Origin of the sequence: Polaribacter sp. SA4-10, from assembly GCF_002163835.1 — a bacterium.
Taxonomy (GTDB): Bacteria; Bacteroidota; Bacteroidia; order Flavobacteriales; family Flavobacteriaceae; genus Polaribacter.
The window spans coordinates 2714661-2729117 of the sequence record NZ_CP019331.1; the positions used below are offsets into that span (position 1 = coordinate 2714661).

Genomic DNA, 14457 nt, shown 5'->3' on the forward strand with positions numbered 1-14457 from the left:
TTAGCATGCTATCAAAATAATAACTATTATTTTTGTAAACATAATTTTTCTGAAGTGATTCATACAAATAATTCTTTTTTCGATAGTGTTTTAGTAACTCAAAATCAGCAAATAAAACTCCCGGTTTTAGAAGAACATAAGGTAGAGTTATTTGTAAAAAGAGAAGATTTAATTCACCCATTTATTTCAGGTAATAAGTTTAGAAAACTAAAGTATAATATAAAGGAAGCAAAAAATCAACAGAAAAAAACGATACTAACTTTTGGGGGTGCATTTTCTAATCATATTTTAGCAACTGCTGTTGCCGGGAATTTAAACGGATTGAAGACAATTGCAATAATTAGAGGAGATGAATTAGGTAGAGATTTAGAGAAGACATTGTCTAATAATTCAACATTAAGAGAAGCAAAAAAAAACGGAATGACTTTTGAGTTTGTTTCTAGAGAAGCCTATAGAAATAAGACAAGTGAGGAGTTTGTAAATAAATTAAAAGAAAAGTTTGGTGATTTTTATACCATTCCAGAAGGAGGAACAAATGACTTTGCCATTAAAGGATGTGAAGAAATTTTAACAAAAGAAGATTCAAAATTCGATTATATTTGTTGTGCGGTGGGTACTGGAGGAACCATTTCTGGTTTGATAAACTCAGCAAAAAAACATCAAAAAGTTATTGGTTTTCCGGCTTTAAAAGGAGACTTTTTACAGAATGAAATTCATCAATTTGTAAGAAATAAAGAAAATTGGCGTTTAAATACTGATTATCATTTTGGAGGTTATGCAAAATATAATGAAGATTTAGTTTCTTTTATCAATCAATTTAAAGAAGAAACAACCATTTTGCTAGACCCAATTTATACAGGTAAAATGGTATTCGGAATTATAGATTTAATCAAAAAAAATAAGTTTTCAGAGCAGCGTAAAATTCTAGCAATTCATACTGGAGGAATTCAGGGAATTGGAGGGTTTAATGAAAAATTAAAGAAAAAAAATCAACAAATAATTAAGAGTTAATGAAGTTAAGAGTTATAATATCCTGTGTGTTTTTCTTGGTGCTGGCAAGTTGTGGGTCTAAGAAGAGAGTAGTTCAAAATAAGAAAGGTTCTGGTGTGGTTTTAAGTGAACCAATACCAGAAAAATTACCCTCCGTAAATCAAAAAGAGTTTACAAAAAAGTTAATAAAGAAAAACCCAAAATTAAACAAACATACATTAGCTTACATTAGAAAATATGCACCAATTGCTGTAAAAGAAATGCATGCTTATGAAATTCCAGCAAGTATAACTTTAGCACAAGGAATTTTAGAATCTGGCAGAGGTAGAAGCGAGTTAGCTGCTAAATCTAACAATCATTTTGGTATAAAATGTCATACAAAATGGCAAGGAGAACGTGTTTATCATGATGATGATGAAAAAGGAGAATGTTTTAGAAAATATCAATATGTAGAAACTTCTTATAATGATCATTCAGAGTTTTTAACTAAAAGAAGTCGGTATTCTTTTTTGTTTAATTATAGAAAAAAAGACTATAAAAAATGGGCAAAAGGATTAAAAAAAGCTGGTTACGCAACAGATAAACAATACCCAAATAAATTAATTAAAATTATTGAAACCTACAAATTATATGATTTTGATAACATTAAAAAGAAAGATTTTAAGGTTACAAAAGGAAAATTAAAATATAATAAACCTTTAAATGCAATTGATGATTCTTACGAAGTAAGAAAGGGAGATACTTTGTATTCTATTGCCAAAAAGTATAAAACGTCTGTTGCAAAACTGAAAGAAATAAACGAATTAAAAAATAATAACCTAAATATTGGGCAACGTTTGTTGTTAAAATAATATGAAAATAATTAAAGCGGTAAGAGGTAAATATCCACAAATACCAGAAGATTGTTATGTTGCAGAAAATGCAACAATTGTTGGTGAGGTAACTTTAGGAAAAGAGTGTAGTGTTTGGTTTAATGCAGTAATTCGTGGCGACGTTCATTTTATAAAAATTGGTAATAAAGTAAACATTCAAGATGGTGCAGTAATTCATGCAACGTATCAAAAATCACCTACAACAATTGGTAATAATGTTTCTATTGGACACAATGCAATTGTACATGGTTGCACAATTCATGACAATGTTTTGGTTGGTATGGGAAGTATAATTATGGATGATTGTATTATAGAATCTAACTCAATTATTGCAGCTGGCGCAGTAGTTACCAAAAATACACATGTAAAAAGTGGTAGTATTTATGCAGGAGTTCCTGCTAAAAAAGTAAAAGATATTTCAGAAGAATTAATTTCTGGAGAAATAAATAGAATTTCAGATAATTATATAAAATACTCAAGTTGGTTTAAAGAAGAATAGAATTTGGGTGTTACACAAGGTTGCGCTTTACACTATATTTTTTTATGCTGAATTAAGTTCAGCATAAAAAGGTTAAAAATATCAGCAGATATTTGAACGGTTTCAAGCGCTAATGCAAAATGGCGTATAAAATAAAAACCCGATTTTAATTAAGAAATCGGGTTTTATCAATCAACCAAACTAGTTCTCTTTATTTCCTTTTCTCTTCTTTTCTCCTTTTTTTCTTTTGTCCATTTTCTTATGAGCCATCATTTTTCTTCCTTTCTGCATTTTATCAAACTTCTCAAATTGTTCTTTATTTAAGATTTCTTTCATTTCAGCTTTCATCTTAATTTTATTGTCTAATTGTTTGCTTTTCATTGCATACACCTCATCAGAAGTAGGTCTTTTTCTCTCTTCTCTATTTGCCATTCTAGCATCTCTTTCAGCTTTTTTTTCAGCCATTTGAGTACTAAGAATTGGTTTTATCTGGTTTTGTTGTTTTGCAGTTAAATCTAACTTTAAAGTCATTTGCTTTACTGCTAAATCTACTTGTTGTTCTGTAGAAAGTTTAGGTCCTTTTCTATCTCCTCTTTTCTGTGCCTGTGTAGTTAAAGTAAAAGCGAATACTAAAACTATAATACTTACTAATTTTTTCATCTCTATAAATGTTTATATTATTAATTATACTTCTTTGACACTTAAAAAATTAAAAAGTTTAAATTTGTTTTTTATTTAATACTTTTTTAACAATTCAGAAAATGCAGAGATTAATTTGGTTCTTATTTTTTATTCCTTTTTTTACAAATGCACAAGACAGTATTCGTGTAGATTTGAGTAACCCTCATGCTACAGTATATACACACTTATATTTTTTACAATCAGATTCTTACGAACCTAAAAAAGCGGCAAAAACAATTCAAGGTTTAGAAGAGGATGAAGCGATACAAAGAGCAATAAAAATTAAACAAGTCTTAGATGGTAAAGGTTTATTTGTAGATGTAAATAAAATACCCACAAACCCTAGTTATAAAGATACTATTGGTTATTCTTCATTTGATAAGTATGTTTTATTTCCTCAAAGGATGCCTCAGATTTATGTAGAAAAAATAGGTGATAAATGGTATTATTCTTCAGTGACAGTTGCTTCAATAGAAAGTTTATATAAGGAAGTATACCCTTGGTATGTGCAAAAATTACAGGGTTTAATTCCCGTTTCTGGACATAAAAAATTTTTAGGATTACAATTATGGCAGTTGTTTGGTTTAATTTTACTCTTAGTTTTAGGGTATCTTATTTTTCTAATAGCGAAAAGAATTGCCTTTTTTATATTAAGAAGAATTCAACAGCTAATAACTAAAAATTCAAATATAGAAGTAAATAAGGTACTTAAAAAGTTAGCGCACCCTATCAGTTTATTGGTTACAGTAAGTTTTATTGCTACTGTTTTCCCATCATTTCAATTAGGCTTAAAAACAAATACTTGGGTCTTTTTAACATTAAATATTGCAAAAACTGTTTTCTGGATATACGTTTTCTTAAAGCTAGTACAAGTTGTAATGCAAATCTATGCTCAATTTACAGAAAGAACACATGGTAGATTAGATGATCAATTGGTACCAATTTTAGACAGTTTTCTTACCGGGTTGGTTATTGTAGTTGGTCTTTTTAGGTTATTAGTTCTATTTGGAGTAGATGCATCAACAATGTTAGCAGGTGCAACAATAGGAGGTTTGGCATTTGCATTGGCTTCTCAAGATACGGTGAAAAACTTGATAGGAACTATCATGATTTTTCTAGATAAACCTTTTCATATTGAAGATTGGATTGAAGCAGGAGAAGTTGTAGGAACCGTAGAAAGAGTAGGTTTTAGATCTACACAAGTTCGTGCAGCAGATACTTCTTTGTATCAAATACCAAATAGTAAATTGTCTGAATTGGTAATTAATAATAAAGGCTTGCGTTTATTTAGACGTTATAATACCAATTTAGGTTTGCGTTATGACACGCCACCAGAGTTAATAGAAGCTTTTGTAAAAGGAGTTAGAGAGATAGTTATAGCACATCCAGAAACACGTTCAGATTCTTTTAATGTAGAATTTACAGGTTTTGGAGATTCTGCTTTACTCGTTATGGTAAATGTGTATTTTAAAAGTTTAGCTTGGGGCATTGAGCAGTCATCTAAACATAGATTGCATATTGCAATTGTAAAATTAGCCAAAGATTTAGGGGTAGATTTTGCTTTTCCATCAACAACGGTTACTATAGAACAGTTTCCTGAGAAAAAAGGATTGAATCTTAAATACAATATAGATAAAGAGAGAATTGATGCAGTTATTACAAAGGTTGTGACTGAATTTAATAGTGAAAATCCAATAATAACAGAATGAAAAGAATCTTAAAAATAGTTTTTCGTGTTTTTTTATTATTAATAATAGCAGTTGTTATTTTCCTTTTTTGGGCATCTTCTTCAACTTTAGAAGAAAATGAATATTCAAGGTTGATAAAAAATCAATATGAAAACACCATTGATAACGATTCTATTTTTAGCATTGTAACCTACAATATTGGTTATTTAAGTGGAATGACAAACAACCTTCCAATACCAAAATCAAAAGAATTATTTGATACTAATTTACAGAAAGTTTTAGCTGAAACAAAAGCTGTAAATCCAGATATTATTGCGTTTCAAGAAATAGATTATAAAGCTTCAAGAAGTTATGATGTAAATCAACAGAACGAAATAGCAAAACTAGGATTTAATTATGTTGCTGAAGCTGTAAATTGGGATGAAAGATATTTGCCTTTTCCTTATTGGCCAATAAGTATGCAGTTTGGGAAAGTAATTTCAGGACAATCTATTATTAGTAAATATCCGTTAAAAGAACACCAAAGAATTGTTTTAGATCGTGTTGAAGATACACCATTTTATAGAGATGTATTTTATTTAGAACGTTTAGCACAAGTTGTAAAAGTGGAGTTAAACGGACAGGAAATTGTGCTTATAAATATACATTTAGAAGCTTTTGATAAAGCGACAAGAGTAAAACAATTTGAAGAGGTTTTAGCAATTTTTAATACATATAAAGATGATTATCCAACAATATTATTAGGCGACTTTAATTCTAGAGCTAGAGATAAAGAAGCAATTATTCAAAAAATGTTTGCAAAGGAAGGTGTTGGAAATGCAGCTTTTAATTCTGTTAACCCTATAAATACTTTTGATACAAAAAATCCTTATGAACGAATAGATTATATCTTCTACACAAAAAATACGATAGCATATATCTCAGGAAAAGTATTAACTCAATTTGAACAAGCTTCAGATCATTTACCTGTAGAGATGAAGTTTAGATTAAAGTAAATTAGTTGTTTTTTGCTTCCTTAAAAATTTCATCAACAGCAATTAAATAGTTTTTCACATTAGATGCTTTCTTAATTTTTTTATAGGTTTTCTGAGGATTTGGAAAGCTTTGAGAAAAGTATTCCCAAAAACCAAGCATTTTCATTTTAATTGGTGTTGGCCCAGAAAGTGCAGCATCGTATTCGGTAAAAATACGGTCGTGAAAATCTTTAAATATTTCAAACCTATTTTTTGGATATTCAGTTGTATTGTTTTTAATCATTTGTGGTAAAAAAGGATCTGCAATGAGTCCTCTTCCAATCATCCAGTGATCTATTTTGGTAAAGCGTTCTTGTAGTTTTTTAAAAGCGGTAACAGAAGTAATATCGCCATTGTAATACATTTTATGCTTACTATTATCTAAACATTTTTGAAATGCTTCTAAATTAGTTCCTCCTTTGTACAATTGTTTTCCAATTCTTGCGTGAATTGCAATATTTTTTAAAGGATAATTATCTAAAATTGGTAAAACGTCTAAAATCTCTTCAGGATTGTCATAACCCATTCTCATTTTCATAGAAACAATAATGTCTGATTCATTATGAATTTTATGAAGAATACTATTTATTTTTTCAGAATCGCTAATTAACCCAGAGCCCATTCCTCTTTTTGTAACCATTGGATACGGACAACCTAAATTCCAATTCAGTTCTTTATACCCTAACTCTTGAACATATTTAGAAACGAATAAAAATTCATCGACATCATTTGTAATAATTTGCGGAATTACTTCTAATTCGGTGTTATTTTCTAAAATAATATCTTTCTGATAGGAATTTTTAATCACCATTTTTCCATTTAGCCGAATATAAGGCGAATAAAACGTGTCTATTCCACCAAAGAAATGGTTGAATGCGTTTCTAAATTTATAATCTGTAAAACCCTGTAAAGGAGAAGATAGTAATGTCTGGCTCATGAAAAATATTGTTACGCAAATATACCATAGTTTTTAGAGGATTTAGAAAAGATTATAGCGCATAAAAGCAAAACAAATTTAAATTGTTTAGGTCTGTTTAGAAGGTGTAAGTTTTATTTTAATTTGGAATTTCGTTATTGTGTTTGTATAAGAGCAGTAGCGGCTTAAAATACATTTACTTTTTGGTCACAATATATTTAATTAAGTACAAAACGGTTTGAATTTACATCCAAACCGCTATTGACTTTATATGTTGTTAGAGATAGTTTTTATTTCTTATTCCTCTGGTAATATGTTACTATACTAGCCTTAGCTAATGTGTTATTCCATAAGTAATATCCAACTACAGCAGGATTCGTACTTTCATTTAATCCAAGTTTGTCTGTTTTTAATGCGTAAACTGTAATTATATATTGATGTAAACCGTGACCTTCTGGAGGGCAAGGTCCACCATAACCATTCGCTCCATAATCTGTAATGCTTTGAATAGCGCCTTCAGGTGTTAGGTTTAGCGCTGTATTTCCAGCACCAGATACTAATTCTTTAGCGTTAACAGGAATATCAAATACTAGCCAATGCCACCATCCACTTCCTGTAGGTGCGTCTGGGTCATACATAGTTACTGCAAAGCTTTTAGTTCCTTCAGGTGCATTTTTCCAAGATAATTGTGGTGATTGATTTTCTCCAGTACAGCCAAAGCCATTAAACACCTCATTTATAGTAGCTTCTCCACCCAAATCATTACTTGACAAAGTAAACGTGTTTTGAGAAAATACTGTACTTGATAAGGTGATTAGTAACCCTATAATTAAATTTGATTTTTTCATAATGTTTGTTTTTTAGTTTGGGAACAAAATTAAGAGAGTTAGTAGTAAACCTTGTGTTTCATACAGTTCAAAAACTATTGATAAAAGTTCAATTTGATTGATACTGTTTTGGGGTGATTCCGTATTTCACCTTAAAAGCCTGAATAAAATTTGATAAATTTTCATATCCAATTTCCTCATAGATATCAGATGGTCTTTTTGATTTGTTTTTTAGTAAGAATGCAGAATGTTCAAGTCTTTTCTCTTGAAACCATTTGCTTGGTGAACTTTGAAAGTGTTTTTCAAATTCTCTTTTGAATGTTGATACACTCATGTTCGATAGAAATGAAAGTTCTTTTATAGTTAGTTTATTTAATTGGTTACTCTCTACTGTCTGAATAAACCTTTGACTGTGGTTGTCACTATTGTTAATTATAGAGTATAAAAATCCTACCCCTTTAAATTCAACGAGATATAACATTATTTCCTCAAACTTAGCATCTAAAATATTTCTTTGAATTGATGCTGAAAGTTTAGAAATATCTAAAAGACTATCTACAAATCTTTTTATAAATGAATCATAATTAAATGAATACGTAGAATACAGTTTGCTTGAGGTTGTTGGGTTAAGTTCAAATTTTCTTATGAATTTTAAAACGTCTTCGTTAGAGAAAAAGAATAGAATACTTCTATAGTAATTTGCAATGTTAGAAAGCTTTTCAGTCATTAAACAATGTCCAGATTTCATCAACAAGAATTGAGAATTATCTATTGAAAAAGAAGAATTATCAAAAAAAACTTCTTTTTTCCCTTCTTGAAGAAAACTAAAGGTGTTTTTGTTTAGTAAGACTTGTTGCTTAGAAATTTCTTTAGTGCTTTCATAATCATAAATCACAATAGACTTAGAAGAGCTCAAATTTAATTCGTCTGGTAAGGTAATTGTCTTCATTGTGTTCTAATTGTCTCTAACTCTATTGATATGGCCAGTTTTAATACGATAACGAAGTTAGCATTTTTAAACTTAGAAACAATCCAGATTATTTTGGTATAAAAAAACCTCATCAATTAAGATGAGGTTTTCAATAATTATAAAATGTATTTTTTTAGATTATTTAGGATCTAAAATTGTGTCAATTCTATCTACAACATCTTGTAAATGGTAACGAGAAATTGTGTTTCCTCTAGAAGAAGCTGATTTTGCATCACGTTGTAAACGTTTTAATTCTCCTCTAACTACAGATTTAATATCAGATTGATTCACTGTAATACCAGAAGTCTTTCTGTAACCACTATTTCTACCTTTTTGATCTTTGGCTTTATTCAATAAATAATCTAATCGATCTAAGTGTACTCTTTGTAGGTTTCTTCTATACGTATCTATAGAACCTCTAGCGTAAATTTCAGACCAAACACCCTTGCGTAAATCGCTCATCATGTTTACTAAAGTATATGCTTCAGAACCATTTAAAGTTTCATTTTCTATCATTCTAGCCATTCTACCAGCATCTAAAAGGTTATTTATAGATCTTGCTTGTAAGCCACGAACTCTTTCTACTGATCCAGAAAATTCTGTTTTACTAAAAATGTTTTTGTCTATCATCCAAGTTGGCGTTTCAAACAATTCATCAATCACAAATTGTAAAGCTTCTTTTTGAGTTGCTTTATCAATATGCGTATAAACTGCTCCTTCTTGGTCTGTAGTTTTAAAGTATTCTGTAACACCACCAACATTTGCAGAAACATGTCCCATATATCTGTTAAACTGACTTAAAACCTGTCCATACATTGTAGCTAAATCTTCGTAATTTTCTCCTTTTTTAGAAGTCCATTCTTCTAATCTTGGTAAAATTCTTTTTAAGTTTTTAATTCCATAAGCAGAAGCTTTCATCGCATTGTCACCTAAATCTTCTGTTTGAGAAGTTGGGTCTACAACGCCACCCGCTTGTTGATGTCCAAACCTGTACATTGGATCATCAGCATGTTTTAAAATCCAATTATCTAAAACAGGCTTTTCTTCTTTAGCAGTTTTATTTAAAATTGGTCTATATCCCCAAGAAATTGCATATTTATCATACACACCAATATTTGGCATTAAAGCAACACCTTTATCTTCTGGTTGAGCAACATAATTAAAACGAGCATAATCCATAATAGAAGGTGCTGTTCCGTATTTTTTAGTAAAACTTGCAGAACGTAAAGAATCTACAGGAAATGCAGCAGAACTTCCCATATTATGAGGCAATCCTAAAGTATGACCTAACTCATGAGAAGAAACAAATTTGATTAATTCTCCCATTGTTTCTGTTTTAAAATTGTTTCCTCTTGCATCAGGATTTATAGCTGCAGTTTGAATAAAAAACCAGTTATGTAATAAAGACATTACATTGTGATACCAGTTAATATCAGACTCTAAAATTTCTCCTGAACGTGGATCACTAACGTGAGGTCCGTTTGCATTTGGAATTGGAGAAGCTAAATAACGAATTACAGAATAACGTACATCTTCTGGGCTATATTCTGGATCTTCTTCTTTTGTTGGAGCTCTTTTTGCAATAATTGCATTTTTAAAACCAGCGGCTTCAAAAGCAACTTGCCAATCGTTTACACCTTGTATAATATAAGGAACCCATTCTTCTGGAGTTGCTCTATCTACATAATAAACAATTTGTTTTTTAGGTTCAACTAATTCTCCTCTTTCAAATTTTTCAATATCTTCATCCTTAACTTCTAATCGATATCTATCTAAATAAGTTACAGTTTTACTTTTTTGAGCATCTAAACCATAATCAGTTTGTCCTCTTGCAAACCATCCAACACGTTCATCAAAATACCTACGCTTCATTGGTACTTTAGGTAATAAAACCATTGAGTTACTCATTTCTAAAGTAATAGAACCTAATGCACTATTTGATGGCGCTTTAGTGGCAGCATATGTTTTTACATGTCTTACTTCTATGTTCTGAGGATAACTGCTTACTCTATCTAAATAAGAACGGTCTTTATCCATTCTTGTTACACCATATCTTTTTCTATAAGACGCTGGAAAACCTAAAGGTTTAACATCTGTTGAAAATAAAGTAGTTGCATCTATTACGGTAGCCGTAGAATCTTTACTGATTGCTTTAATAGGAAAAGAGAACAAAATAGGTTCTAAATTAGAATTTACAACCGCTTCGTGCACTGGTAAAAGAGTATCTGCAACAACATCATAAGATACAATTCGTAATAATATTTGTTTATTTTGTCTTTCCCAACGTAAAACCTGAGTGTTGGTTTTTCCTCCACCAAAACCAATTCCGTTTGCAGTTTTAGCAATTCTTGTAACCATTAACATTTCTCTTTTTAATAGAGAATCAGGAATTTCAAAAAGATAAGAATCATCTTTTGTATGAACTTTAAACAAACCTTCATCTGTTTTGTGTTCTTTAGTAACTACCTTTCCATAAGGTTGAATTTCTCCTTTTTTAGGTTTAGGCTTAGGAGCTGTTTTAGTTTCTTTCTTTTTTTTCTTCCAAAATTGTGCATTAGTTTCTGATGAAAAACCAAAAACAAAAGCAACTAAAAGAAACTGTAGGATCACTTTTTTTATCATAATATTTTATTTGATTTGAATTTAATTCGAAATTAAGCAAACTAAAAAAAAATAACTCTTAAAAATTTGTTAAAGAGAAAGTAGCTTAAGTGTTAAAAAACAGGTTTTTTAAACATAAAAAAAACCTTCAAAAAAGAATATTTTTGAAGGTTTTATATTGTGTATGAATTGATTTTATAAGTTAAAAGCTTTTTTAACAGTGTCTACATAATCTAATTTTTCCCAAGTAAATGTTTCAACTTCTTGAGAAACAGTTTCTCCCATAGGATTTGAAAAAGTTACTGTCTTTACTTCTGGAGTTCTTCCCATATGTCCGTAAGCAGCAGTTTCAGAATAAATAGGCGTTCTTAATTTTAAACGTTTTTCAATAAAGTAAGGACGCATATCAAAAATGGATTCTACTATTTTACTAATTTCTCCATCAGTTAAATCAACGGTTGCAGTACCATAAGTATCAACATTAATACTAGTTGGTTTTGCAACACCAATTGCATAGGAAACTTGAACTAAAATTTCTTTACAAAGTCCTGCAGCAACTAAATTTTTTGCAATATGACGTGTTGCATAAGCCCCAGATCTATCAACTTTACTTGGGTCTTTTCCAGAAAAAGCACCACCACCATGAGCTCCTTTTCCACCATAAGTATCAACAATAATTTTTCTTCCTGTTAAACCAGTGTCTCCATGAGGTCCACCAATTACAAAAATTCCTGTTGGATTTATATGATATGTAATATTGTCTGTGAATAATTTTTGAATATCAGCAGGTAATTTTGCAATAACTCTAGGAATCAAAATTTCTACAATGTCTTTTTTAATTCTTGCTAACATTACACCTTCAGACGCATCAAAATCATCATGTTGCGTAGAAATTACAATTGCATCAATTCTTTGAGGAACATTATCATCTGAATACTCAATAGTTACTTGACTTTTTGCATCAGGTCTTAAGTAATCAATATCCTTATTTTCTCTTCTTAAAAGTGCTAATTCAATTAACAAACGATGAGAAAGTTCTAATGCTAAAGGCATGTAGTTTTCTGTCTCATCAGTTGCATAACCAAACATCATTCCTTGATCTCCTGCACCTTGTTCTTCTGGGTTAGCTCGATCTACACCTTTGTTTATATCTGGCGACTGTTCATGAATTGCAGACAAAACTCCACAAGAATTTCCATTGAACATATACGCGCTTTTGGTATAACCAATTTTATTTATTACGTCCCTAGCAATTTGCTGAACGTCTAAATATGTTTTAGATTTTACTTCACCAGCTAAAATTACTTGCCCTGTAGTAACCAAGGTTTCGCAAGCAACTTTACTTGATTTATCGAATGCTAGAAAATTATCGATTAATGCATCGGAAATTTGATCTGCAACTTTGTCTGGATGTCCTTCAGAAACACTTTCTGAGGTAAATAAATATGACATATGAATCTTTTTTAATATTAAAAAATGATTTCTCAATGTTAAACATTGAGTTTTTCTTAAACTTATCATTCCCAAGAAAATGGAAATTAAGAAAAATAAAAATTGATTGCTTGGACGCTAAAAGTAGTAGATAATTACTGCTTTAGCATTTTTTGTTTCAACTGAAAAATCAGTATCAGAGGTTGCAATCAGTTCAAATTTTTCCTCTTAAATTCTTTGCAAAGTTACATTATAAATTGAAATAGGATAATTTTTGACGATAATATTTAATTATGGTATCATCAATAAAACAAAGTTTGCGGAGTATAATTTATATGATAATTATAAAACATAGGCTTTTAATGTGATATTACTATTTCTTAAAAATAATTTCAATTTTACTTGGATATTAAATTTTTCTAAACATATATTTGCACTCACAAAGTTCAATAACTTATTGAAATGTTATCAAGAAAGGCGGAGGGATTAGACCCATTGAAACCTTAGCAACCCTTTAGAAATAAAGAAGGTGCTACATTCTACCCAATTTTTATAATTGGATAGATAACAAAAAAGAATTTTCCTTTTTCTGGAATATTCTATTTTTCTTTTTAACATTTTTCTAGTAAGTACATCAAAATTTTGATGCATTTGACTTTTGGTTTAATCATTTATTAACTCAAAAAAAATTAGAAAAATGAGTACACAAAAATTAGCAACAAACGCATTACATGCCGGACATGATGTAACACAAAATGGAGGAACAAGAGCCGTTCCTATTTATCAAACATCATCGTATGTTTTTAATAGTTCTGAACATGCAGCAAATCTTTTTTCATTAAAAGAATTAGGTTTTATTTACACACGATTAAATAACCCTACAAATCAAATTTTACAAGACCGGTTAGCGGCTGTAGAAGGCGGAATTGCAGCTGTAGTTTTTGCTTCAGGAACAGCTGCTATTTCAACAGGATTATTAACCTTGTTAAAAGCAGGAGACCACATTGTAGCTTCAAGTAGTTTATATGGAGGTACTTATAATTTACTAAGTGTAACTTTACCAAGATTCGGAATTACAACTACGTTTGTAGATGCATCAAATCCTGATAATTTTGCAGCTGCAGTTCAAGATAATACGAGAGCTTTTTTTGTAGAATCTTTAGGGAATCCTAAATTAGATGTTTTAGATTTAGAAGCAATTTCTGTGCATTCTAAAGCAGCAGGAGTTCCTTTTATTGTTGATAATACTGTTGCAACACCCGTTTTATTGAATCCGATAAAACATGGAGCAGATATTGTAATTCATTCATTAACAAAATATATTGGTGGACAAGGAACTTCTTTAGGAGGCGCAATTGTTGATGCTGGAACTTTTAATTGGGCAAATGGGAAATTTCCTGAATTTACAGAACCTTCTGCAGGTTACCATGGTTTAGTTTATCATGATGCTTTAGGAGCAGCTGCCTTTACTTTTAAATTAATTTTAGAAGGACTACGTGATTTTGGAGGCGCTTTAAGTCCAACAAATGCATTTAATATTATTCAAGGATTAGAGACATTACCTTTAAGAATTAAGCAACATTCTATAAATGCATTGGCATTAGCAAAATGGTTAGAAAAACAAGAGGAAGTTGCATGGGTAAATTACCCAGGTTTAGAAAGTAGTAAATACAAAACTTTAGCAGATAAGTACTTGCCAAATGGACAAAGTGGTATTGTAACCTTTGGCCCTACAAAAGGCTTTGAAGCAGCAAAAACAATTGCAGACAAAACAAAAATATTCTCTTTATTAGCAAATATTGGAGATACAAAATCACTAATTATTCACCCAGCAAGTACTACGCATCAACAATTAGATGAAGCTGCTCAAGCGGGTGCAGGAGTGAGTCAAGATTTAATTAGATTGTCTGTAGGAATTGAAGATTTAGAAGATTTAAAAGCAGATTTAAGCGCCGCTTTTTCAGAATTATAATTATAGTAAAATATGTCT

The 14457-nt window shown here is 30.2% G+C and carries 12 protein-coding genes, 1 pseudogene and 1 riboswitch; of the genes and pseudogenes, 7 read left to right on the plus strand and 6 right to left on the minus strand.

The features are described 5' to 3' along the window. Positions 1-111: 111 nt before the first annotated feature. From BTO04_RS11875 to BTO04_RS11885, 3 genes are read left to right on the plus strand one after another with little or no spacing between them, the layout of a single operon-like run. Positions 112-1011 (plus strand): 1-aminocyclopropane-1-carboxylate deaminase/D-cysteine desulfhydrase, encoded by a 900-nt coding sequence (locus BTO04_RS11875; protein WP_232455985.1) that lies wholly within the window; start codon positions 112-114, stop codon positions 1009-1011. Beyond that, the gene (locus tag BTO04_RS11880) at positions 1011-1841 is read left to right on the plus strand and encodes a glucosaminidase domain-containing protein (RefSeq protein WP_087564704.1); all 831 of its coding nucleotides are present in this window, start codon (positions 1011-1013) and stop codon (positions 1839-1841) included. The genes BTO04_RS11875 and BTO04_RS11880 overlap by 1 nt, the downstream gene beginning before the upstream one ends. A gap of 1 nt (position 1842) precedes the next feature. After that, positions 1843-2361, plus strand: coding sequence for a gamma carbonic anhydrase family protein (locus BTO04_RS11885; protein ID WP_087564705.1), 519 nt, complete (start codon positions 1843-1845; stop codon positions 2359-2361). A gap of 180 nt (positions 2362-2541) precedes the next feature. Here the strand turns inward: BTO04_RS11885 and BTO04_RS11890 are convergent, their stop codons facing one another. Further along, positions 2542-3000, minus strand: a complete 459-nt coding sequence (locus BTO04_RS11890) for a hypothetical protein (RefSeq protein WP_087564706.1) — start codon at positions 2998-3000, stop codon at positions 2542-2544. A gap of 1127 nt (positions 3001-4127) precedes the next feature. Between BTO04_RS11890 and BTO04_RS15775 the strand changes: the two are divergent. The 3 genes and pseudogenes from BTO04_RS15775 to BTO04_RS11900 form a co-directional block, all read left to right on the plus strand. Next, a pseudogene (locus BTO04_RS15775) lies at positions 4128-4232 on the plus strand (mechanosensitive ion channel domain-containing protein); the annotation flags it as partial. Between the two features lie 36 nt (positions 4233-4268). Further along, positions 4269-4730, plus strand: a complete 462-nt coding sequence (locus BTO04_RS15780; protein WP_368356381.1) for a hypothetical protein — start codon at positions 4269-4271, stop codon at positions 4728-4730. After that, a complete protein-coding gene (locus tag BTO04_RS11900) occupies positions 4727-5704 on the plus strand; it encodes an endonuclease/exonuclease/phosphatase family protein (protein WP_087564708.1) in 978 nt (325 codons plus the stop codon). The genes BTO04_RS15780 and BTO04_RS11900 overlap by 4 nt, the downstream gene beginning before the upstream one ends. Position 5705: 1 nt before the next feature. Here the strand turns inward: BTO04_RS11900 and BTO04_RS11905 are convergent, their stop codons facing one another. The 5 genes from BTO04_RS11905 to metK form a co-directional block, all read right to left on the minus strand. Continuing rightward, complete coding sequence (locus BTO04_RS11905) at positions 5706-6659, minus strand: tRNA-dihydrouridine synthase (protein WP_087564709.1); 954 nt, start codon at positions 6657-6659, stop codon at positions 5706-5708. A 269-nt stretch (positions 6660-6928) separates the two neighbouring features. Further along, the gene (locus BTO04_RS11910; protein WP_087564710.1) at positions 6929-7486 is read right to left on the minus strand and encodes a YbhB/YbcL family Raf kinase inhibitor-like protein; all 558 of its coding nucleotides are present in this window, start codon (positions 7484-7486) and stop codon (positions 6929-6931) included. An 88-nt stretch (positions 7487-7574) separates the two neighbouring features. Continuing rightward, positions 7575-8414 (minus strand): AraC family transcriptional regulator, encoded by an 840-nt coding sequence (locus tag BTO04_RS11915; RefSeq protein ID WP_087564711.1) that lies wholly within the window; start codon positions 8412-8414, stop codon positions 7575-7577. Positions 8415-8573: 159 nt separating this feature from the next. Next, positions 8574-11057 carry a zinc-dependent metalloprotease gene (locus BTO04_RS11920; RefSeq protein ID WP_087564712.1) on the minus strand — a complete coding sequence of 828 codons (2484 nt, stop codon included), beginning with the start codon at positions 11055-11057 and terminating at the stop codon, positions 8574-8576. 174 nt (positions 11058-11231) lie between these two features. Then, positions 11232-12488, minus strand: coding sequence for a methionine adenosyltransferase (gene metK, locus BTO04_RS11925; RefSeq protein WP_087565409.1), 1257 nt, complete (start codon positions 12486-12488; stop codon positions 11232-11234). 441 nt (positions 12489-12929) lie between these two features. Then, positions 12930-13038, plus strand: a riboswitch (SAM riboswitch). 126 nt (positions 13039-13164) lie between these two features. Between metK and BTO04_RS11930 the strand changes: the two genes are divergently transcribed. Next, positions 13165-14439 carry an O-acetylhomoserine aminocarboxypropyltransferase/cysteine synthase family protein gene (locus BTO04_RS11930; protein ID WP_087564713.1) on the plus strand — a complete coding sequence of 425 codons (1275 nt, stop codon included), beginning with the start codon at positions 13165-13167 and terminating at the stop codon, positions 14437-14439. Positions 14440-14457 lie beyond the last annotated feature (18 nt).